At 71.4% G+C, this 21,360-nt stretch carries 21 protein-coding genes and 1 pseudogene; 12 read left to right on the top strand and 10 right to left on the bottom strand.

The genetic code is table 11. The features are described 5' to 3' along the window. Positions 1-540 (bottom strand): ArsR/SmtB family transcription factor, encoded by a 540-nt coding sequence (locus IE244_RS34515; protein ID WP_191877519.1) that lies wholly within the window; start codon positions 538-540, stop codon positions 1-3. A 272-nt stretch (positions 541-812) separates the two neighbouring features. Here IE244_RS34515 and IE244_RS34510 point away from each other — a divergent pair, with 272 nt between their 5' ends. After that, the gene (locus tag IE244_RS34510; protein ID WP_191877518.1) at positions 813-2,285 is read left to right on the top strand and encodes a sialidase family protein; all 1,473 of its coding nucleotides are present in this window, start codon (positions 813-815) and stop codon (positions 2,283-2,285) included. Positions 2,286-2,435: 150 nt separating this feature from the next. Here the strand turns inward: IE244_RS34510 and IE244_RS34505 are convergent, their stop codons facing one another. After that, positions 2,436-2,639 (bottom strand): hypothetical protein, encoded by a 204-nt coding sequence (locus IE244_RS34505; RefSeq protein WP_191877517.1) that lies wholly within the window; start codon positions 2,637-2,639, stop codon positions 2,436-2,438. A gap of 474 nt (positions 2,640-3,113) precedes the next feature. Here IE244_RS34505 and kilB point away from each other — a divergent pair, with 474 nt between their 5' ends. Then, positions 3,114-3,584, top strand: coding sequence for a plasmid transfer protein KilB (gene kilB, locus IE244_RS34500; protein ID WP_229854573.1), 471 nt, complete (start codon positions 3,114-3,116; stop codon positions 3,582-3,584). A 489-nt stretch (positions 3,585-4,073) separates the two neighbouring features. On the opposite strand, the gene IE244_RS34495 is transcribed toward kilB, so the two are convergent. Next, positions 4,074-4,919 (bottom strand): hypothetical protein, encoded by an 846-nt coding sequence (locus IE244_RS34495; protein WP_191877516.1) that lies wholly within the window; start codon positions 4,917-4,919, stop codon positions 4,074-4,076. Further along, positions 4,916-5,236: a PadR family transcriptional regulator gene (locus tag IE244_RS34490; RefSeq protein ID WP_191877515.1), complete on the bottom strand. Its 321-nt coding sequence runs from the start codon at positions 5,234-5,236 to the stop codon at positions 4,916-4,918. The genes IE244_RS34495 and IE244_RS34490 overlap by 4 nt, the downstream gene beginning before the upstream one ends. A 371-nt stretch (positions 5,237-5,607) precedes the next feature. Between IE244_RS34490 and IE244_RS34485 the strand changes: the two genes are divergently transcribed. Next, positions 5,608-6,429, top strand: a complete 822-nt coding sequence (locus IE244_RS34485; RefSeq protein WP_229854572.1) for a lipase family protein — start codon at positions 5,608-5,610, stop codon at positions 6,427-6,429. 138 nt (positions 6,430-6,567) lie between these two features. Here the strand turns inward: IE244_RS34485 and IE244_RS42420 are convergent, their stop codons facing one another. From IE244_RS42420 to IE244_RS34460, 5 genes are all read right to left on the bottom strand, one after another. Continuing rightward, positions 6,568-6,945: a hypothetical protein gene (locus tag IE244_RS42420; RefSeq protein ID WP_229854570.1), complete on the bottom strand. Its 378-nt coding sequence runs from the start codon at positions 6,943-6,945 to the stop codon at positions 6,568-6,570. Between the two features lie 223 nt (positions 6,946-7,168). After that, entirely contained in the window at positions 7,169-7,381 is a 213-nt protein-coding gene (locus tag IE244_RS34475) for a hypothetical protein (protein ID WP_191877513.1), read from the bottom strand. Positions 7,382-7,633: 252 nt separating this feature from the next. Further along, positions 7,634-8,188, bottom strand: coding sequence for a telomere-protecting terminal protein Tpg (gene tpg / locus IE244_RS34470; protein WP_191877512.1), 555 nt, complete (start codon positions 8,186-8,188; stop codon positions 7,634-7,636). 4 nt (positions 8,189-8,192) lie between these two features. Further along, positions 8,193-10,355, bottom strand: a complete 2,163-nt coding sequence (gene tap / locus IE244_RS34465) for a telomere-associated protein Tap (RefSeq protein WP_191877511.1) — start codon at positions 10,353-10,355, stop codon at positions 8,193-8,195. A 179-nt stretch (positions 10,356-10,534) separates the two neighbouring features. Beyond that, a complete protein-coding gene (locus IE244_RS34460; protein ID WP_191877510.1) occupies positions 10,535-10,882 on the bottom strand; it encodes a VOC family protein in 348 nt (115 codons plus the stop codon). A 357-nt stretch (positions 10,883-11,239) separates the two neighbouring features. Here IE244_RS34460 and IE244_RS34455 point away from each other — a divergent pair, with 357 nt between their 5' ends. After that, entirely contained in the window at positions 11,240-11,653 is a 414-nt protein-coding gene (locus tag IE244_RS34455) for a hypothetical protein (RefSeq protein WP_191877509.1), read from the top strand. Between the two features lie 249 nt (positions 11,654-11,902). On the opposite strand, the gene IE244_RS34450 is transcribed toward IE244_RS34455, so the two are convergent. Further along, positions 11,903-12,481, bottom strand: coding sequence for a Type-2Aa cytolytic delta-endotoxin (locus IE244_RS34450; protein WP_191877508.1), 579 nt, complete (start codon positions 12,479-12,481; stop codon positions 11,903-11,905). A 469-nt stretch (positions 12,482-12,950) separates the two neighbouring features. Between IE244_RS34450 and IE244_RS34445 the strand changes: the two genes are divergently transcribed. The 8 genes and pseudogenes from IE244_RS34445 (at position 12,951) to IE244_RS34410 (ending at position 21,165) form a co-directional block, all read left to right on the top strand. Next, entirely contained in the window at positions 12,951-13,544 is a 594-nt protein-coding gene (locus IE244_RS34445; RefSeq protein WP_191877507.1) for a DUF4291 domain-containing protein, read from the top strand. A gap of 658 nt (positions 13,545-14,202) precedes the next feature. Beyond that, the gene (locus IE244_RS34440) at positions 14,203-14,535 is read left to right on the top strand and encodes a hypothetical protein (RefSeq protein WP_191877506.1); all 333 of its coding nucleotides are present in this window, start codon (positions 14,203-14,205) and stop codon (positions 14,533-14,535) included. Positions 14,536-14,544: 9 nt separating this feature from the next. Next, positions 14,545-14,712 (top strand): annotated as a pseudogene (locus tag IE244_RS42415) (helix-turn-helix domain-containing protein); the annotation flags it as partial. A gap of 759 nt (positions 14,713-15,471) precedes the next feature. Further along, positions 15,472-15,639, top strand: coding sequence for a helix-turn-helix transcriptional regulator (locus tag IE244_RS34430; protein ID WP_191877546.1), 168 nt, complete (start codon positions 15,472-15,474; stop codon positions 15,637-15,639). Positions 15,640-15,864: 225 nt separating this feature from the next. Then, positions 15,865-16,797: an SAM-dependent methyltransferase gene (locus tag IE244_RS34425; RefSeq protein ID WP_191877505.1), complete on the top strand. Its 933-nt coding sequence runs from the start codon at positions 15,865-15,867 to the stop codon at positions 16,795-16,797. A 136-nt stretch (positions 16,798-16,933) separates the two neighbouring features. After that, positions 16,934-19,357 carry a UvrD-helicase domain-containing protein gene (locus IE244_RS34420; protein ID WP_229854569.1) on the top strand — a complete coding sequence of 808 codons (2,424 nt, stop codon included), beginning with the start codon at positions 16,934-16,936 and terminating at the stop codon, positions 19,355-19,357. A gap of 357 nt (positions 19,358-19,714) precedes the next feature. Beyond that, positions 19,715-20,959: a cytochrome P450 gene (locus tag IE244_RS34415; RefSeq protein WP_191877503.1), complete on the top strand. Its 1,245-nt coding sequence runs from the start codon at positions 19,715-19,717 to the stop codon at positions 20,957-20,959. 5 nt (positions 20,960-20,964) lie between these two features. Beyond that, positions 20,965-21,165, top strand: a complete 201-nt coding sequence (locus tag IE244_RS34410) for a ferredoxin (protein ID WP_191877545.1) — start codon at positions 20,965-20,967, stop codon at positions 21,163-21,165. The last annotated feature ends 195 nt before the right edge of the window (positions 21,166-21,360 follow it).

The following is a 21,360-nucleotide window of genomic DNA, read 5'->3' as shown; positions in this document are numbered from 1 at the left end:
TCACTTGGCGCTCCCCTCGGACTGCTGGCGCGGTGCCGGGTGGAACAGTGCGAAGACGAGTGACGCGTCCGGCAGCGACGGATCGGACAGCTCCCGGTACTCGTCCGCCAGTGCCTGCAGCCGCGCCCCCAGCTGCGCGAACTGCTCGTCGGTGAGCCGCAGATGCGCCATCCGTACGTGCCGCTCGCCGTCCGCCGGCGACGCCTCCAGGTCCGCCACCGCATGCCGCATCAGCACATCGGGCCCTCCCTCGCCCGGATCCGGCAGCACGATCGCCCGCGCGGCCATCGCGTAGTACCGCTCGGTGACACCCCGCACCTTCCGCGTCCGTACCACCTTCACCAGGCCGGCCCGCTCCAGCAGCCGCACGTGATAGCTGGAGCTCCCCTTCGCCAGGCCCACCCGCTCGGCGATCTGTGTGATCGTCGCCGGCTCGAAGCGGAGCACGGCCATGATCCGGTGGCGCGTGAGATTGGAGACGGCGCGCAGCTGCTCGTCCGTGGTGACGTGAAACGTCTCGGGAAGATCATCGGTAGGCATGCCAACAATGGTCAACGATTCTTGACCATTGAGCAAGGGGTTTTCGCGCGGACCTCCGGAATCCGCCGTCCGGCGCGCGAGGCGCGCGGCCCACGGCCCTCCCTGGACGACGGACGTCTCCGTCGTTCGGCCCATCAAGGGCACCGGCCGCGACGCCGAAAAGGACCAGGCGGAGTCGCCCCGCCCTCGCGTTCCGGTACGCCTCCACGCCCCAGGCCGCCCCGCTGACGGCGGTCCCGTACCCCGGCCGACAGGCCCGGAGGAGATCCCGCATGCGCGTCTTCCTGCCCCTGACCGCCGTCACCACCGCCGCGCTCGTGCTCGTGACGGTCACCGGCGCGACTTTTGCCGCAGCAGACCAAAACCCCGGCGGCACTCCCCTGGTCAGGGTGTCCCACGGCGACCCGTACGCGAAGTGCGCCATCGGAGCGAGGTCCCCCGGCAGCGTCGTCTACCCGGGCACCGAGGTCGAGCCGTACCTGTCCGTCGATCCGCGCGAACCCCAGCGCGTGGTCACCGTGTTCCAGCAGGACCGCTGGAACGACGGCGGTGCCCGTGGCCTGGCGGCCGGCTGGACCACGGACGGCCACACCTTCCACCGGAGCACGCTGCCGTTCAGCCTGTGCGCCCCGGGCGGCGCGGACTACGAACGGGCCACCGACCCCTGGGTGAGCACCGGACCGGACGGCACGGTCTACGCCGGCGGGGAGGGCGTCGACTTCACGAAGAGCACGCGCAGCGCCCTCCTGGCCGTCACGTCCCGCGACGGCGGCCGCACTTGGCAGAACCTCACCACCACGCACGTCGACGAGCAGCCGTTCTTCAACGACAAGCCCTCACTGACCGCCGACCCGGTCCGCAAGGGCACCGCCTACCAGGTCTGGGACCGCCTCGACAACGACCCACCCGGCCCCAGCTCCCTCGACGGTCCCGGCTACATCTCCCTCACCCGCGACGGCGGCCGCACCTGGAGCAAGGCCCGGCCGTTCGTCGGCACCAGCACCGTGCCCAACACCCAGACCATCGGCCATCTGATCGTCGCCGACCGGTGCACCGGCACCCTGTACGACTTCTTCGACCGGATCACCTACTCCGACGACCTGAGCACCGTCGTCGAAGCCCGCTACGAGGTGGTCACCTCGACCGACGCCGGACAGACCTGGAGCGCCCCGGTCACCGTGGCCCGGGACACCTCCGTACCGGAGGTCGACCCGAACGACCCCACCACACTGCTGCGCGCCGCGTCCACCCTGCCGAGCCCGGCCGTCGACCCCGAGACAGGCACGCTGTACATGGCCTACGAGGGCTCGGACTTCTCCGGTGGAAAGTTCGACTCCGTCCAGCTCGTGCGGTCCACCGACGGCGGACGCACCTGGGGGACCCCGGAGCTGATCAGCCCCAAGGGCGTTGCGGCCTTCTCCCCGTCGATCGCGGTCACCGCGCGGGGCACGGTCGCGCTCACCTACTACGACCTGCGTTTCCTCAGGCCCGGCAACACCACCACGTTGCCCACCGCCTACCAACTGGCCACGCTGGCGCACGGAAACCCGAAGCTCAGGACCGAACGGCGGATCTCGCGGGTCTTCGACTGGCTGCAGGCACCGTTCGCCGGGGGCTACTTCCTCGGCGACTACCAAGGCCTGGCGGCAGACGGCAAGGGGGTACGGGCGGTACTCACCGAGACCCACTCCGGCACACCACACAACCGTACGGACGTGTACACCAGCAGTCTCCGCACCCGCTGACCGCCGCGGACGCCGTCGGCCGGCCCGACCGCCGGCTGCAGAGACGAGCGCGGCCTCAAGGTGCGGCCTACGGCCGCGTGAACCCCGGCAGCTCGCTGCGCTCGCGCGGGAGCGCCCCGCGGCGCGTGGCTGCGGGGCGCCTTGTAAGGTTCAGTCGATCTTCTCCCCGTTGTGCGTACCGCCCTTGCAGAGGTTGTCCGTCAGATCGGCCGTTCCGCCACCCTGCCTGCACTCAGAAGGGGTGACGTAGGAGTGGGTGCCCTGTGCGGTGGCGGCGGTGGCGACGCCTGTGAGGCCGAGTCCGGCGAGGGCCGCCGTGGCGACGACGGCGGCGAGGATTCGTCGAATACGCATGTGGTTCCCCTTTCACGGATTGCCTCGGTCGGGGCACTAGCCAGCCTGATCTTCACCCATGTGGGTGGCACGTCATGTTGCGCCATTCGGGTGAAAGTACTGTCGGGTGCGGGGGCGGTGACGCGACCCGTCGGACAGGCCCTGGGACGAAGAGACCACCCCGGCGGGACGGGTGGTCTCTTCGTTGTTCCGCAGGGAGCAGCGTCCGCAGGAAAAGTGCAGGTCAGACGGGGCTAACGAGCCCGTCGGACACTGCGGGCGGTATTTTCCCCTAACCACTCAAGTTTTGCCGGGAATGGACTTGGCCACCGCAGGAACAGTCAGGTGCAGCGACGAGAAACGTGCTGCCGGGTTCTGGAAGCGCGCCGGCACGTGTGCCGCAGGCGCGGCCCGGCCACCGAAGCCGCCGACGCGTACCTTGCTGTCCGCCGGCCTCACCACCGAAACCGACCGTCCGAGAGGACCCCGCACCCGATGTCCATATGGCCTTCGATCGTCGCCGTACTCGGTACGCTCGCCGGTGCCCTGACCGCCGGGCTTCTCCAGCACCGTTCGGCACGCACCGCGCGCGCCGAGCAGCGGGCCGACAGCCACCGCCAGGACCAGCTCGGCGCCGTCACCGACTTCGCGGCCGCCCTGGACGCGCACCGCTCGGCCATGTTCCACCGGGAGCGTCTGGCCCTGGCCGAGGCGGGCAGCGAGCACCAGCTGGAGGCTCAGACGAGGTCCCACGACACCCGGACGGCGATCACCGCGCCCCACCTCCGCCTTCAGGTCCTGGTCCCCGAGCTGGCCGGCCCCGCCCAGCAGGCCGCAGATGCCACGTACGCGCTACGCAAGGCCACCGGCCGCACCGAGCTGGACGCCCGGCGGCATGCGGCCAAGGAAGCGTCCGAGGCCTTCATCGCCGCTGCCGCCGCGCTGCTGAGCCCCCACAACCGCTGACTGAGGGGGCCACCGCCGCGTGTCCTGCCCGTGCACCGGACTTGGTAGGGGCCGACCGAGCAGACCGCGGCGGGCCGGCGTCCCGGAAGCCCCTGGGAGCCCTGTCCGCCGCGGACCTTCGGCGGCCGGTGCTCGCTCGTGGCGATCCCGTCAGGAGCGAACTTCACCTTCGAGATCCCCGCGGGCGAGGAACCCCTGGTGAACGTCATGGGCCTGCCCGGCGACGGACACGACTGCTCCGCACGGACGGCAGGCCGAGAACACCGACGCGGGTGCCGCGGGCCGGTGAGGCTTCGTCGGGTCTTCTCGGTCGCCGGCCCGAGGTGAGACGGCTGCCGCGGTGAACGTCGCCGCGCTCTGCGCCCCTTCGCCTCGTTCAGCCGTCGCGGCCACGTGGAGCGGAAGGGCACGGGCCGGCGGGCGAAGGCCGGCGCAGCAGCTGCGGCAGCCGGCCGGCGTCCGCCGGGGGCGGGTGCGTCACCGCGTCACTCACACATCTCCGTCGAGATCCACCGGACGCTCTTTGTGCAGCGCGGCCTTGGCTCCGCGACCGGAGCTGACCAGGGCTGCCGCAGATGCGGCCACGGTGACGGCGAGCAGGGGGATCGTGACCAGCTGGGCTGCGTCATCGGTGTCCATGGCCAGCGTCGCGGCACAGGCGATGCCTGTCGTCGTCACGGCGAACGCCACCGCGACCCCGGACAGGGCAAGCAGCCGCAACACCTTGGCAGATGGCCGGCACCGGGTGACGACGACGGCCGGCGTGACCGCCGCGGTGACGAGGAACGCCGCCGGCCCGAGCATCCCCAGGGCCCCGACCCAGTAGGAGACCGGGTCGATGGAGGCGAATGCCAGGAGCAACGGCGCGATCAGCCACGTGGGAAGCGTCGGGATCAGAGCCACCAGCGGGCGCCACGCGGTCCAGCTGCCGGTCCTGGAGGATTCCGCAAGGAGCGCGAGGGCGCCGACCAGCAGGACGAGGCCGGCGCCGTACATCGCGTACTGCGCGACGTCGAGCAGTCGACGTAGTGAATCCGGAGTCGGCCAGGGCTCCTCGGACAGGACGAAGCGCAGCACCGGCAGGGCATACAGTGCGGCGCACCAGGTGACCCAGGTGGTGGCGACGCTTGCCTGCATGCGGCGGCGGCGCCGTTCGGCGGACTCGTCGGGCATCACCGGGCGAAGCCACGCCCGCAGCGCACCGGAAAAGAGGTCCGCGACGACACTCGGGCCGGCGCCGGTGTCCTCGACCAGTGCTTCAAGCTCGCAGCCGTAGCGCTCCCGGAACGAGGGAGGGTATGCCCGCAAGGCCATCCGGGCCGCCATGTTGATCACGCGTTTGCCACCCCCAGCCGGGTCAACCCGGTGCGTGCGAAGCGGGCCATCGCCCGGAGTTTGTCGTCGAGCACGGTCTGGCCCTGCGCGGTGAGCCGGTAGGGCCGCCGACGCTCGTCCTCGTCCAGCGGCGCGACCAGGCCGCGTTCCTCCAGCCGCGCGATGGCGGCATACAGCGTGCCCGGTCCCAGTCTGATGGATGTCTGTTCCTCGACGTCCTTGGTGATCGCGTAGCCGTGCTTGGGTCCGTCGGCCAGGCTGGCCAGGATCAGCAGCGCGGGTTCGGCCCATCCGACGCGGTCTCGTTGACGCGGCATCAGGCACCTCCTTCGTTCCTCCCCACTACTACGTTATACGATACTACGTAATACGTAGTAGTGGCCCCATGGCCACAGCGTCCAGGACTCGCCGGAGGACCGGGCCCGACAGGTGCGCGGCAAAGTGCGCGAGAGCGGCGTCCACGAGCTCCGCCGCCCGCTGCAACTCCGCGCGCCGAGGGAGGTACTCGCGCTCACCGCCCGGTGCGCTCTCTCCATCCGAGTGAACCGTGAGGCCGTCGGCGTTTCGACGTGGAAGGGCTGTAGCGCCGGAGGCCCATGCCTCCGGCGGGGCGGAGTCCGGCCGAAGGGCTGCCGATGCCCGGGCGGCCGGCCCGCCGATGCCCGGTCCGAGCCAGGAGGATGCCGCTGTGGCTGTACCCGTGAAGATCGATCACCGTTCCACCGACTACAGCCTCAAACGCGCCTACTGGCTCGCACTGGCCTCGGACCTGGCATACAAGGACGAGGCCACCATCGAGGCACAGTCCGGGCAGTGGGGGTTCGACACCGTCCGCCACCACCGGACACGGTTCACACCGCCGTTCCCGCTGCAGGACACGCAGGCCTACACCATGGCCAGCGACGACATGATCGTCACGGCGTTCCGCGGAACAGAACCGCAGCAGATCAAGGACTGGCTCTCCGATGCCACGACCCCGCCCCGAACCGGCCCGGCCGGCACCGGCTACGTCCACGACGGCTTCGGCGAAGCGCTGGAGTCGGTCTGGCCCGACGTGAAGAACACCCACGCGGAGCTGCGCACCAACGGGCAGACCGTCTGGTTCACCGGGCACAGCCTCGGCGGAGCCCTCGCCATGCTCGCCGGCGCCCGCATGTACCTGGAGGAGCCGCGCCTGGCCGCGGACGGCGTCTACACCTACGGCCAGCCCCGCACCTGCGACAGCGTCCTGGCGAAGGCCTACAACAAGGGCTTCAAGGACCGGATGTACCGGTTCGTCAACAACAACGACATCGTTCCCCAGATGCCGCCCGCGCCTCCCTACACCCACGTCGACGCGCTGCGCTACATCGACTCCCACGGCAAGGTCCGCGAAGCAATGCCTCTGGTCGGCGGCCTCACCGACCACGCCGCCGGCCTGCTCGCCGACCCACTGGCACCCGCCAGCGACGGCGTCCGCGACCACTTCATGCACAGCTACCTGACCGCGCTGGAGAAGAACCTCACCTGACCCCGCTCCGGCGACGCCATGTGTCCGCCGGCACCGAGGCCCCGTGCGGGGCGGGGCCTCGGCGCCCCCTGGTGGACGTGCCTGGGTTCCGTCTCCGCACTCCGGTGACCACCGCCCCGGTACCGGGGCGACGTCGCACTACGCCGCTGTTCCCGGCCCTGCCTCCCTGGGATCCCCCAGCGGCCGGGCCCGCCCGTCATCCCCGTCCGCCCGGCGTCCCGGCTCCGTCTCGTCCAGCTCCCAGTAGTGCCGGCAGTCATCGCACCGGTACACCGCGATCCCCGCGTCGACCGTCAGTACGGCCGCATCCGGGCATCCGCTGCCGTCACCGCGCCCCACACACTCCTGCTCCCAGGTGTCCCCCACGATCTGACCGTGCGGCGTACAGGCCGTGTCCGTGGAGAGGGCGTGCAGGGCGCACAGGCGCTCCGGTGTGGCAACGCACCCCAGCACCCGCCAGCAGCCCCAACAGCTTCCGAGGCCGAGGAGAACGCGGCCGCAGATCTGCTCCGCCACCAGGTCGGGTCCATCGAGGTACGCCCCGAGGGCGTAACCGGCCCGCCCGCAGCGCTGGGGGCCTTGCCGGCGGCAGACGCACCGTCCCGCCGGGCTCCGGCGGCCAGGGACGGCGGGATCGTTTCCGTGGCTGCGTGCGCCCACTCTCCGTGTGCTGCCCCACCTCGCGTCGGCGGACGGGGTTTCGGGGAGCCGGCCCGAAGCCGTCCGGCACCCGCTACGGTCAGCGCCACCTGTGATGCCGGTGTCCGGGGGGCGTTTCGCCGCTCCCGACGGCGAGCACGGCCGGCTTCATCACCGCCTGCTCCGGCAGGCCCTGTCTCTCGCGCGGCAGGACTTCCGGCAGGACGCGGCCCGCGCCTGCCGCGGCATCGAAGACGCCCTGGACGAGAGCGCCGCCCGCCTCATCGAGCACGGCGTCCTTGACGACGTGCATGATGCGCCGGCACGACGGATCGTCACCACGGATTCCTGACCGAGCTCACCGCCGGACACCGGCCCAAGCCCCGGACCGTGACCCTGCTGCCGGACCGGGCCGCCGTCAAGGACTTCCTCACCGGGCGGAGGGCCACCGTCAAACGGCGGGCCCAGCCGGTCCTGCCGCTCTGACCGAACACCCGCTCGCCCGCTCGCCACGGCGCCGGCGGCGCTCAGGCACCGCGGGGGTGGGAGCAGTGTCGGCCGGTGATCAGAAGGACACGTCGATGTAGTCGATGTCATTGAGGGTGACATGGAGTTGGGCGGCACGGCGTCCGCCGTCTTTGAAGTACACCTCCTGCAGTCCCTCCGCCACGATGTCGCGCATCTGCTGGTCGCCGGCGTTCTGTGCGCGGGCGTCGAACAGGCGGCGCGCATACTCGGGGGGAAGATGGACGGTCAGGCGTCTGAGGCGAGCGTCGTCGGTCGTGCCGATCGGGGCGGTGTAGCCCAGCTGGGCGCGTGTTTCCACGGTGATCCCACCGATGGTGGCGGCCTGTTCCTGCCGGCGCCTGCGCACGCGAGGCTGCCAGCGCGAGCGTACGGCGGCATCGATCTTGTCCTGGATGTGCCGGGGCGGGTGTTTGCGGGCACCGCGCCGGTAGCGGTTGACGGAGTCGGCGGTGATGCCGAGCTCCGCCGCCACGGCCTTGGCCGTCTTCAGCTGACCCAGCAGATAGCTGATCTGGCCCTTGAGGGTCTTGGGCGGTGCCTTGGTGAACGCCTCCTGGTCGGCGCGCTCAAGGGCGTCGTCGATGTCACCCACGGCCCTACTCTCCTTCGTCGGCGACCGCGTCGTGGCCGTCGCCCTTGATGTGGCGGGCGGGGTTGTGGCCCTGCTCCATCACATCGACCGCCCAGGCCATCGTCTGCACGCCTTCGACCTTCGCCAGACCGGGGGTGGGTCCGAGGCGGAAGGTGCCGGGGATCGGCTTGCCGCTGGTGCTGTAGGGCAGGAAGTCCAGCGGGCTGCGGCCGGGGCTGGGGTAGACGACGCAGTCGGACAGCACCGCAAGCGGGTAGCGGCCCGTCATCTTGGCCATGTTGAGGATCTTGCGGTGCATGTTGACCCGCGCCTTGCTGATGACGGCGGCGCGGATGTCGGGACGCCAGGTCGGGCGCTCAAGCGCCGGCCACCGTTCCCCGTCCTTGTAGTGGCGTCCCTGCGGCCGCTCGCGCAGCTTGCCGACGCCGCCCTTGACGGTGGCCTTGACGGCCGCGAGGACGGCCGCCAGAGCGGGGTCGAGCTGCTTGTGGTGTTCCATCGCGGCGAGGAACTCGGGGTCGCTGAGGTCCTTGGTGACGCCCAGGTCGGCAAGGGTGTCGACGTAGGCGGTCCTGAGCCGGTCGTGCCACGGGTCCAGGTACGCGCCGGTCTCCCGCCGCAGGTAGGCCTCGACGGGGTGGACGTCGTAGCCGAGTTCCTGGGCGTAGGCGACGGTGTGCGTCTGGTACCAGGCCGGCCCCTCGGGGCGCCGGCCGGTGGGCGTGAACGGGGAGGGCAGGCGCGCATCCAGCTCGATGTGGGACAGGTCCACCAGCCAGGAGCCGGGGATCCGCTTGTCGAAGTGGGGGCGTTTGACGTACTGCGGGCCGGACAGGCCGACGACCAGACGGGCCGCGGCCGCGAGGAAAGCGGTGTTCAGGTCCAGGCCGACCGCCCACGGAAGGGCCGCCTCCTCACCGGTGAGCAGGTCGACGTCGCGCACCCACTGGTAGGCCTCCTCGTCCAGGAACCCGCCCGTCCAGCCGGTGCCCACGACGACGGGGTGCTCCTCGGTGGCCTCCGGCGGCGCCGGGTCGACCGGCTCGCTGCCCAGCGAGCCCGGGTTGTGGCCGGAGACCCACATGCCGCTCGCCCCGTCCTGCACCGCTCTCGTGGGTGGGCGCAGTGCGGTCATCAGCTCCAGCCCGGACACGGCCGTCGACCCACGCGGGGTGATGACGCGCTGGGCGTAGACGCCCAGGACGCGGGCGATGTCGGCCGGCTCCATCTCCGCCACCCCCGGCCAGGCCCTGGCATCCAGCGCGTCCCAGGACAGGACGGCGAGCTGCACGCACTGCCGCAGGCCCTCCCGCGCGGGACGGTAGATCCGCGCCCACGGCCCGAAACCGCGCTGGGTGAGCTTCCACTTCGCTTTCGTCACCTGCTTGACCACCGGGTGGTCGGCGGGCAGGCGCAAGGAGCGGCGCTGCTCGGGGCCCTCCAGGCGCTCTGGCAGGCCCAGCTTCACGGCGGCTGCGGCGGTGAGGACGATCAGCGGATCGCAGTCCTTGCCGTAGCGGTGCAGACGCGGCGCACCCAGCCCGGACTCGGCGAGCGTCCACTCCGCCAACTCCGCAACGGTGCGCGCGGGGCAGTCCAACACGATCCCGTCCATGCCGTAGGCGCGGCCGTCACCATCCAGCACAGCCAGCGGACCGTTCGGGAATCGCGGGTCGCCGCTTTGGACGGCACCCTTCGCGGCCGGGCGGGCGGATCGCCGCGGGGCCGGCCGGGCGGCGGGGGGCTGCCCTTCCCCGGCGGCAGGAAAGGCGGGGCGTCGTGGTGCGGCCGTGGCCGGTCTGCCGGGCAGTGCCTCGGAATCCGGCTCATCGTGGCCGGGGGACGCCGGCTCCGGGGCGGGCGCCGGGGTGTGCGTGTGGAGCGCCGGTGCAGGGCCGGTGGCGGCAGGGGCCGCGGCGTGCGGGTACTTCGCCGCCCAGCCCTCCAAAAGGCGCTGGTAGGCCTGCAGTCGTGGGGGCCGGGGCTCGGTGCGCCCGTTCTCCCAGTTCTTGACCGTCTGCACCGTGGACCGCAGGGCCTGGGCCAACTTCGTCTGGGACACACCGGCTGCCTCACGCAGCCGGGCCCGTTCAGCCGGAGCCGGCAACTGCGGCAGCCCCTCCAAGAGAGCATCCACCGCCTCGAAAAGCTCTTCCTGGCTCGGCACCGCACCCACCTCCGCCGCCACACTAGCGGAAAATTAACCCCCACACCGGTCACAGAATTAACCCGTCCGGGACGTGGCGGCCGCCTCGCCGCTCTCGTCCGCCTCTCGGGAGTCCGCCGGACGCGCATGTACGCCGCGCCGAGCGGCAAGGTGAACGGCGGTACCTTCATCAGGGGACGTCAGCGGTGGCCGAGCACGTTGACCACCCGCCCGTCGGGGTCACGGACGAAGAACCGCCGCACGCCCCACTCCTCGTCCTGCAAGGGGTGCACGATCTCCGCGCCGCCCTGCGTCATGACCGCATAGGCCGCGTCCACGTCGTCCACCTCGATGCTCATGTCGGGGGTCACGGGCGCGGTCTTGTCGCTGGTCATGATGCTGATCTGCGCTGTCGGACCGGACGGGGAGGCGAGCGTCATGATCCAGCCGTGGTTCATCACCTCCTCGAAGCCCAGCAGGCCGTAGAACTCCCGGCTCTTGTGCGCGCTCTGCGACTGGATGTTGGGCACGACACGGCGAACAGCCATCGACGACTCCAAGGAAGGACAGACGTGTTTCCCTGCCTGCCCAGGAGTACTACGGCGAGTCCGCCCTCGCACGCACCTCGGGCCACGTGCCTGTTCATGGGGGGTGGGGCCGGGTGGGAGGAGCTGGATGTGGCGATCGGGCCCACTCGCGGAGCGGCTGTGTCAGAGCGTGCGGGGTGTCGCCGGTCGCCAGATACGCAGGTCGAGCCGCGCGGCTTCCTGGTCGTCGCCCCGTTCCATGAAGCCGCCTTGCATGAACAGCCCGGTCGCGGGGGCCGGTTCGCCTGTGCGGCCGGCCCGGCCCTCGTGCCGTCGCCGTGTATCATTTATCGTCTCCATGACGATAATAGGAGGATCATGAACAGCCCTACGCCGCGCACGCCTTCCGGCCTTTCCCGGATGACGGACGAGGAGCTGGCCCAGCGAGCAGCCGAACTGGCCACGAGCTGGGTCTCCGCCACGTCCGCCTTGTCGCAGACGCGCGGATGGGCGCTGGTGGGCCTGCAGCACTCCGGTTCCGGACACATGGAGATGTACGCCTGGGCCGCACTGGAAACCTGGGAGCGGCAGCTGGCCGAGGCGCTCGCCACCGCCGGCTCCGACGAGGGCTGCGAGCGGATCGCCAGGGCGAAGGAGCAGGCGGTCCGCCAGATGCGCGACCTGCTCCTGGACGGCATCCGCAGGGCGGAGCAGCTCTACGGCCGGCGAGAGGAGCCGCACCGCGTCGACCCCCGCGCCAGACTGCGGGACTTCATCAGCCGCAACGGATGAACGACGGACGGCACGGGGGCCGGTGCCCTCTCGGTCCTCTCGGGCGCCCGGGGACGGAGGTCCGGCCCGGGGGTCTGCCGGGTCTTGGGGCGCGCCCGGCTCCGGGGCGGACCGGAATCAGAGGGGGGTGACGGGGCCGAGGGCCACGGTGGCGGGAAGCCGGTGTGTGCCGGCACCGTGCGGCGGTGTCCGGTTCCGCGGCCCGGGACGGCGGGCCGTGACCGGTCGTGGGGACCTGTGCCTGGTGGGTCAGACCGTGTTCGTGAGCTTTTGGCGTACGACGATCGCGTTGAGCCGGACCGCGAACGGTGCGGTGTCCATGAGGTCCAGGGTCCCCGCACGGGACTTGCTCAGGCCGACGGTGACGTCGGCGCAGAAGGCGACGGCGTAGAGGTACGCGCCGGCTTCCTCGTCCTGGAGGGCGAAGAACAGGTCGCGGTAGTAGCTCGTGCGGTCCGGCTGCTCCTCGTAGTAGGCCAGTCCCGGTTCTCCTTCCTGCGCCGCGAGGTGGGTGAAGGCGTCCACGAGGCCGCGTTCGACGGTGTCCCAGAACGATGCCTGGGCCGCCTCGGGCGGGAGCGCCTGGCGGACCGCTTCCTTGAGGGAGAGCGCCATCACCAGGATCGGTGCCTCCTCCTGGAGCCCCCAGCCACGGACGACCTTGACGATGTCGCTGTCGGGGAGCAGGGCGGCGGCGTCGCGGATGTGAGCGAAGTCGTAGTTGACGGTGGCGGGGGCGATCGCCTCCTGGAAGGCGCGCCCGAGGGCGTCCGCTTGGGCGAGATGGGCCTCTCCCACCTCGGTGACCGTCCTGAAACAGGCTGCCAACTGCCCCTCCTTAAACATTTTGTTGCACGAGTGGGGCGTCAGTATGCCCTAGCGGTGCGCCACCGCATGAGGCCGCCCACTCCGGCCGGTTCCGAAGTCCGGGACGTGTGCACATCGAAGAGCCGGACTCCGCGGCGGATTCCGGCTCTTCGCCTGATGGCGCGAGGTCAGAAGGGCCGAACGTGTACGGGAGCGGACCTGCGCACCGTGTTCCGGCCAAGAAACCCACGGGGACGCGCAAAGGCGCGTTCCGGCGCCGGGCGGAGCGGTCCGCCCGTCTCGATCGGCGTGCGCCCTGCCGGGGGTGCGGTGACGGCCGCCGGCGTCGGTGGCTCCGTCGGCGGCCCGTCGGCGGCTTCCTCGCCTTCGCCGGCTTCGCCGCCGCCCTCGTCTGCTGTCGCGGGCTCGGCGGCCGTGCGCCGCGGTAATTCGATGGCGCGTGTGAACGGGTGTGCCCACCCTGGTCCTTGTGGCAGAACCCAAGTACCAGATTCGAGCCCTGCACACGGAGTCCACGGTCACCGTCTACCAGGCGTACACCCCGGGGATCGGCCTGCCGGCGGCCCGGGAGGGCCGTTTCCCGGCGGTGTGGCAGCGGGACCGGATGACCTGGATCAAGCCGTCGTTCCTGTGGATGATGTACCGCTGCGGGTGGGGCACCAAGGAAGGGCAGGAGACCGTCCTCGCGGTCGAGATCTCCCGTGAAGGTTTCGAGTGGGCGCTGGAACACGCCTGCCTGTCCCACTACGAGCAGGGGCTCCACGCCGATCAGGCCACATGGAAGCGCCAGTTGAAGCGGGCTCCGGCCCGGGTGCAATGGGACCCCGAACGCGACCTGCGCCTTCAGCCGCTTGCCCACCGGTCGCTCCAGCTCGGCCTCGCCGGCGAAGCCGCACGCCTGTACGCCGACGAGTGGATCGTCTCCATCACCGACGTCACCTCGCTCGCCCGTACCGTCCACGCACAGGTACTGGGCGGGCACCTGGACGCCGCACGGCAACTCCTGCCCCGTGAACGTCCCTACCCCGTGGCCGAAGGGGCCCTGGCTCATCTCCGTCGGTGAGCCTGGTCCGCCCATCGGGATGACGTCTTTGCACGGCCGGCCCTACGGCGATGAGCAGGTCGGCTTCGGCAGCAGGTTCTCCGGGCATGTGTGCGGCGCGTGTGTACGGTTCGGCCTCCTCCTCGGCGTGCACACCACGGGCGTGCCCCAGGCACTGTGGGCCGGTGGGCCCGCGCCGAGGGCGGTGTGGGCCCGACGTGTCGGCGGGCGCGGGTCCAACGCGCCTGCCAGGGTCCTGGAACGGGTTCGGGCTTGCGACCGGGAGCCGTCAGGAGGACACCGGCGGATCGCCGTCGGTGTCGTGCTGTCCACCACCGTCTGCCGATCGGGCCCGGACCGCAAGTCCTCCGGAACAAACGGTGGGCCGCCGCGGGCCCGGCAGCCGCCGAAGACGTCGTCGCCACCGCGCGGTTCGCTCCCTGGCCGGGTGGCCGCTTCAGTGGCGGTGCGGGGAACACCGACAGGGCCGGACTTTCCCATAACGGGCAAACGGGGAGTCGGGGGGAAGCGGGGCGGGGGCGGTGCGTGGAAGGCTGTGTGCCGCGCGGCCCGCTGTACCGGCAGGGTCCAACTGCCCCTGGGCCGCGCTTCTTTGCGACCAGCAGCCCAGGTCCCGGCGTCCGGCCGGCGGCCCCGTCAGGACGGATTCCTGCGCACCATGAGCAACCTCTTCGTCTCCCGCCCGGCCGGCCCGGATGCGGCCGACAGCGTCCCTCCGTGCTCCTGCACCGCCGGCTCCGGCCAGGCGGGCACCGCCGCAGCGACCGCGGCCGCGGGGCGGTTCGGCCCCACGCACGCGCTGATCCTGCTCCTGTGTTTCCTCGCGCTGGGCAGCGGCCTGTTCCTGGCCGGCACCCCGCTGGACACGGTGTTCGCTCTGCTGAGCGGCTGCGGGGCGATCGGCGCGGCCACCCTGGCCACGGCGGGTGGCGGCCGGCGTCTGGCGGCGGTCTTCGTGGAGGCCGCCGTGCGCTCCGGCGCGGGCAAGTAGGCGGCCGCCGTGCCCCGTTCCCCCGCCGGGGGTGCCCCGGAGCGCCCCTTCGCCCACCTCGCCGAACACCTGGTCGCCCTGCGCCGGGCCGCACGGCTGCCCCAGCGTGCCCTGGCCGAGGCCGCCAACGTCTCCCGCGGCGCCGTCCAGCGCGCCGAATCCGGCGCCGCGGCCCCGTCGACGACCGTTCTCGACGCCTATGTGCGCGCCTGCTCGGGCAACCCGGCCGACCACGCACGAGCGCGCCTTCTGCGCACCCGCGGCCGCACCGCCCAGCGCGCTCGGCTCCGCCATCTCAAGGCCCCGGCTCCCCACCTCATCCACACCGAGGACGACCTCGGCGCCGCCCTGGCCGCCGCCTACGAGCAGGCCGGCGCTCCCTCGCTGAGCGACGCCCGCCTCACCCCCGGGCGCAAGCCCCTGCCGCGCACCACCGCCTGGCGGATCGTGGCGCGCAGGAAACTGCCGCCCACCGCCGAGCAGCTGGTGACGTTCCTGACCGCTTGCGGTATCGGCCCGGCCGAGCAGCACCCGTACATCACGGCCTACGAGCGCATCGTCGCCGACCGCGGCATCCGCCCCGCACCCCCGCCGCGGGACTCCCGCCGGACCGGCCGGTTCGGTCCGGACGTCGAGGGGCGCCCCGAGCGGCCGGCGCTCACCGGCCTGGCCGCCGCCATCGTCGAGCAGTTGCCGGCCGCCACGGTCGAGGAACTGCTCGTCGCGGCACTGGCCCAGCGGGCCGACCGCGAGGCGCAGCGCAACGGGACGGTCGCTCCCGAGCTGATCTCCGTCGCGGCCCTCATCGACCCCACCCGAGACGACGGCATCTCGCGCACCGCTGACGGCCTTACCTCGGTCCACGACGTCACGCACCACCAGCGCCGGCCCAGAGCGGCCCGGACCGCCCCCACTCCTTCCTGGTCCTACAGCGAGATCGCGGCATACATCAGGGTGCAGCCGGACACCGTACGGTCCTATCGCAAGCACGGCCTGCTGCCCCCGCCCGACCACATCAAGTGGGGCAGGCCCTGCTGGAACGCCGACACCATCCGCGCCTGGGTCGCCTCCCGCCCGGGCAGCCGCGCGCGCAGGGAGGGCTGATCCCGCCCACCCGAAGCGGTCGGCCGCGGCCCGCGCCTGCTGCTGATCCAGCAGGCCTGGCTGAGCGGGTGACCGAGTCGCTCGGGGCGGGCCAGGACCTTGGGCGGTGGCGACACCGAACACACCGGCGGCCGGCCATCCGCTGCTGCCTCTCGCCGATGCGCCGATCGCGGGCACTCACCGGTGGGGTGAATCGCTCTCGCCGGTGCGGGGAATGCAGCCGTCATGAGTGATCTCACCAGCGGTGGCAGCAGCGCGGCGGACCATGAGGAATCAACCCGCCGCTACTACGAGAGCGGCGATGTCGACGCCTTCTACGACGCCGTCTGGGGTGGTGAGGACATCCACGTCGGCGTGTACGCCCACCCGCACGAGGCGATCGCCGGCGCTTCGCACCGCACCGTGCAGCACGCCGCGGACCGGGTCGCGGACCTGCTGGGCCCCGATGCCACCGTGCTCGACCTCGGTTCGGGGTACGGCGGTTCGGCCCGTGCGCTCGCCGAGCGCTTCGGCTGCCGGGTGGTGGCCGTGGACCTCAGCGAGGAGCACAACCGGCGCCACCGCGCGGCCAACACCCGACGCGGGCTGGACGGCCTGATCGAGGTCGTCACCGGCTCCCTCAACCACCTGCCCTACGAGGCCGAGCGCTTCGACGTGGTCTGGTCCCTGGAGGTCCTGTGCCATGTCGAGGACCGGGACGGCGCGCTGGCCGAGGCCGTGCGCGTCCTGCGACCGGGCGGAGCGCTGGTCTTCTCGGACATCATGGCGGCCGAGGAGACCCCGGCCCGGGCCATCCGGCCCGCGCTGTCCCGACTCGGCGTGCAGAGCCTGGCAACGCCCTCGTCCTACCTGGAGACACTGTCCGCACTCGGTCTCAAGAGCGACTTCGAGGACCGCAGCGCAGACCTCGCCACCCACTACGCGCGCTTGGAGCAGGAGGTGCGGGGCCGCACGCCCGAGCTGCGCGGCGCCATCAGCCCCGCCTACCTCGACGACCTGCTGGCCAACCTGCCCCTGTGGACGGACATCACCCGCCGCGGACTGCTGCGCTGGGGCCTCTTCCACGCCCGCCGCACCGCGAGCCGTTCCCCAGGCGCTGAGAGGCGGCCGGCGTCGCCCACCGCCGGCCGGCCCGATCCGGCAGCGGGTGCGCACTGATCAGCCACCTTCTCGAAGATCCGCAACAGGGGTCGGCTGAGATGACAGGGTGTCAGGGGGTGGGGCCCTGCTGATGGTGTGCGGCCGAAACAGTGCCGGGGTCCGGGAGTTGCGTGGTACGGGTGGGAGGGATGGGGTGGCGACTGTGTCCTTGAGGGCTACGGCCGAGCAGGAGGCGGCCCGGGAGGCGTTCGCCGCGGGCCAGGACCTGGCGCTGGTGGCCGGCGCCGGTACGGGCAAGACGTCGACGCTGGCGCTGATGGGCTCGTCGACGCGGCGCCGGGGCCTGTACGTGGCTTTCAACAAGCCGATCGCGGACGAGGCCAGGGGGCGGTTCGCGGGGAACGTGCAGTGCCGTACGTCCCATTCGCTGGCCCACCGAGCGGTGGGGCACCGGTTCCAGGACCGGCTCGATGCCTCTCGTCACATGCCGTTGAAGCGTACGGCCAAGTTGCTGGGGCTGGACCGCGACCTGGCGGTCGGCAAGCGGCGGCTGAGGGCGACGACGCAGGCGCGGCTCGTGATGGAGATGGTGCGGCGTTTTTGCTACAGCACGGACGACCAGGTGGCGGCGCGGCATCTGGGGCCGGTGAACGGGCTCGATGATCAGGGTGCCCAGTATCTGGCCCAAGTGCTGTTGAAGAGGGCGCGGTGGGCGTGGGACGACATCTGCTCACCTGAGGGTGGGCTGCCGTTTCAGCACGACCACTACCTGAAGATGTGGGCGCTGACGCGGCCGAGGCTGCCGGCGGACTTCGTGCTGCTGGACGAGGCGCAGGACACCAACCCGGTCTTGGAGGAGATCTTCCTCGCGCAGGATGCGCAGCGGGTGTGTGTCGGGGATCCGGCGCAGCAGATCTACGAGTGGCGGCATGCCAAGGACATCATGAGCGGGTTTCCGGGGCGGCAGCTGGAGTTGACGCAGTCGTTCCGGTTCGGGCCGGCCATCGCCGAGGTGGCGAACCGGTGGCTGCGGGCGGCGGCGTCGACGATGCAGCTGACCGGGCGGGCCGGCGGGGCCTCGGGACTGGGCCGGGCCGAGGTCCCCGATGCGGTGCTGTGCCGGGGGAACGCGGACGCGCTCGCCGAGGTGCTGCGTTTCCTGGAGCAGGGTGTCGCGGTTGCGTTGGCCGGGGGCGGCAAGCCTCTGTTGAAGATCGCCGAGGCGGCGGTCGACCTGCAGGCGGGCCGGCGGACCTCGCACCATGAGCTGTTCTTGTTCTCGTCCTGGGGTGAGGTGCAGGAGTACGCCGAGCAGGACTCCGCGGCAGCGGAGCTGAAGGCCATCGTGGAGCTGGTCGACACCTACGGGCCGCAGCAGATCATCGCGGCCGTGAACCGAATGACCGACGAGGACCACGCGCAGGTGGTGGTGTCGACGGTGCACAAGGCCAAGGGCCGCGAGTGGAGAAGGGTACGCATCGGGGACGGGTTCACGCCGGCCGTGGACCAGCCCGGTGCGCGTGGTGTTCATCCGGCGGAAGCGCGGCTGATCTACGTGGCGGTGACGCGGGCTCGCGAGGTGCTGGACACGAGGGGGATCCAGTGGGCCGAGGCCCACATTCGGCAGGCGTCGCGCGCGTGGGTGACGAGTACGCCGCAGGGTGTGCCGCTGGCCGCGCTGCCGCTGACGGGGCAGCTGCAGTACCCGCGCTCGCCGATGTCCGTGTTCCTGGCCCGGCATCTGCCGCGTACGGAGCGGGTGGTCGGCTCCTACCTGCAGCGGTCGCGGGGACTTCCGCCCGCGGTGCAGCCCATGGACGAGCGACGCCCCGACTATGCGGCTCTCGGGCACACCATCGACTACCGCCTGCGGCTCGGTCTCGGCTGCGGCCCCGGAGGCGCGGTCGCCGCAGGCGTGGAGCTTCTCAGCGCTCCGCTCCCCATCGAGGGCGCTCCCGGTCCTCGGGTGCGCCGGGCCTTGCACACGGCCGGGACCCAGTTGCTCGCCCGTCTTCAGGCCCACCTGGAGGGTGCGCACCGGCTGGGTGAGGAGGAACTGACCCGGCTGTGTCACGTGGCGGGGTTCTACGAGGCCCTCTACCGCAACGGCGTCTTCTCCCGGCGCCGGAACCTGCTCGCCCTGGCCGATGAGCACACCATGCTGGATCATCTGACGGCGGCGGTGCCGGCGTATGTGCTGGAGGACATCGCCGAGCAGATGGAACTGGCAGAACAGCCCTTCGCCGGGTTCCGGCGGCTACCGGCCGAGCAGCGTGTGTGCGGGCCCGTCTTCGCCGGCAGCGGCGACCTCGGCGGGGCGGACGCGGACTTCATCGTGGGAGGACTGCTCATCGACTGCAAGGCCACGACCCGCCCCCACACGATCCACCGCTCCGCCGTGCAGCAGCTCGCCGGGTACCTGCTGCTCGACTACGACGACGCGTACGGCGTCGACCGGGTCGGCCTCTACCTCTCCCGCCAGGGCGCCCTGATCACGTGGAGCGTCGGGGAGTTCCTCGATGCCTCGGGCGCTCGTGCTCCCCTGCCCCGGCTGCGCGCCCTGCTGCGCGGTCACCTGCGTCAGGCACAGCGCTCGACGTCGTCAGGGAAGGGCTGAACGAGGGGCGGGCGGATCTGTTATGCGCCAAACGGCTCCGTGGAAGGGGCACGGTTGCGGGGGTCTTTTCTTTGCGTATCTGGTTCTCGTCTGGATCCTCAGCACCCCGTTCTGGGTTTCTTCTGGAGGTCCGCTCGCTCCTGGTTGGAGATCTGCTGCAGCGGACGCCGTCAACGTGTGCGGCGTTGCCGTAATCCTCGCCATCGTCACTGCCGGTTTTGGTCTTGTCCGGCGCGGTGCGGAACTGGCTGGTTCTTCGGGTGTGCTGGATGGGTGCACCGAGCATCAAATGTCGGGTGAGCACGGAACCACCGACTCCGCCCCCCACTACCGAGCAATTGCGAGGCGATCCGAGCCATGACGCAGTCCACGACGCACACGGGGATTCAGGACCCCGGCGCCACCGCCGCTCAGGGGACTCCCGTCCCCTTCCCGCAGGCCCGCAGCTGCCCCTACCAGCCGCCCGCGGGCTACGGCCCGCTGCGCGAGTCGTACCCGATCGGCCGGGTCACGCTGTACGACGGGCGGGCGGCCTGGGCCGTCACGGGGCACGCGCTGGCTCGTGACCTGCTGTCCGACCCGCGTCTGTCCTGCGACCGCACACAGCCCGGGTTCCCGGCGCCGAGCGAGCAGTTCGCCAAGGTCAGGGCGCGGGGGGTGCCGCTGATCTCCGTCGACGACCCCGCGCACAACGCCCAGCGCCGGCTGCTGATCCCGCACTTCACGCTGAAGCAGAACGCCTCGATGCGCCCGCGGATCCAGCAGATCGTGGACCAGCTGCTCGACGCGATGGAGCGGCAGGGGCCGCCGGCGGAGCTGGTCTCGGCCTTCGCGCTGCCGATGCCGTCCATGGTGATCTGCTCGCTGCTCGGTGTGCCCTACGACGACCACGAGTTCTTCGAGGCGGCCTCCGAGCGGCTGCTGCGCGGCCAGACGGTGGACGAGGTCGCCCGGGCCCGGCAGGAACTTGAGCGTTACATGGGCGAGTTGGTCGACCGCAAGCGGCGTGAGCCGGGCGACGGGCTGCTCGACGAGCTGATGCAGATGGACACCCCGAACGGTCCTCTGGGCCGCCAGGAGCTGGTGGCGCTGTCGGGGATGCTGCTGGCGGCGGGGCACGAGACGACGGCCAACATGATCTCGCTCGGCGTGTTCACGCTGCTGCGCCATCCCGAGCAGCTGGCGGCCCTGCGGTCCCGGAAGACGCCGATGGCCGTCGTGGTGGAGGAGCTGCTGCGGTATCTGTCCGTGCAGAACGGGATGCTGCGGGTGGCGGTGGAGGACATCGAGGTGGCCGGCCGGACGATCCGGGCCGGCGAGGGCGTCATCATCATGACGGCGATCACCAATCGGGACGGGACGGTCTTCGCGGCGCCGGACAGCCTGGACTGGGACCGTTCCGCGCGCCACCATCTGGCGTTCGGCTTCGGGGTGCACCAGTGCCTGGGCCAGAATCTGGCGCGCCTGGAGCTGGAGATCGCGCTGGGCTGTCTGTTCGAGCGGCTGCCGGGGCTGCGGCTCGCGGTCGCCGCCGATGAGGTCCGTTCCAAGCCCGCGACCTCGACGATCGACGGTCTGCTCGAACTGCCCGTGGCCTGGTGAGCGCGGTGCGGATCGAGGTCGACAGGCAGCGGTGCGTGGGCGCGGGCATGTGTGCGCTGACGGCGCCGGAGGTGTTCACGCAGGACGACGACGGGTTCAGCGAGGTGCTGGCCGGCCGTGAGTCGGCGGCCGGGGAGTATCCGATGGTGAAGGAGGCGGTGCGGGCCTGTCCGGTGGGCGCGGTGGCGCTGCTGGACGAGGACTGATCCTGCTCCCTGTGCGGGCGGGCGGTGGCGGTGTTTGCGGTGGGGGGACTTCGCGATTCCTCACCGGCCGCCACCGCTGTCGCTTTTCTCCACCGGAAGGAATGCGGTCGCTGAAATGCGTGTGGGCGGTGGCGGTTTGGGTTCGGCCGGTTCTTGACATTCGCGTCGAGAACGTGGCCATCATAGCGCTCACTG

It is taken from the genome of Streptomyces filipinensis, assembly GCF_014649495.1.
Classification (GTDB): Bacteria; Actinomycetota; Actinomycetes; order Streptomycetales; family Streptomycetaceae; genus Streptomyces; species Streptomyces filipinensis.
This window is presented reverse-complemented; position numbering and strand designations above follow the sequence as displayed.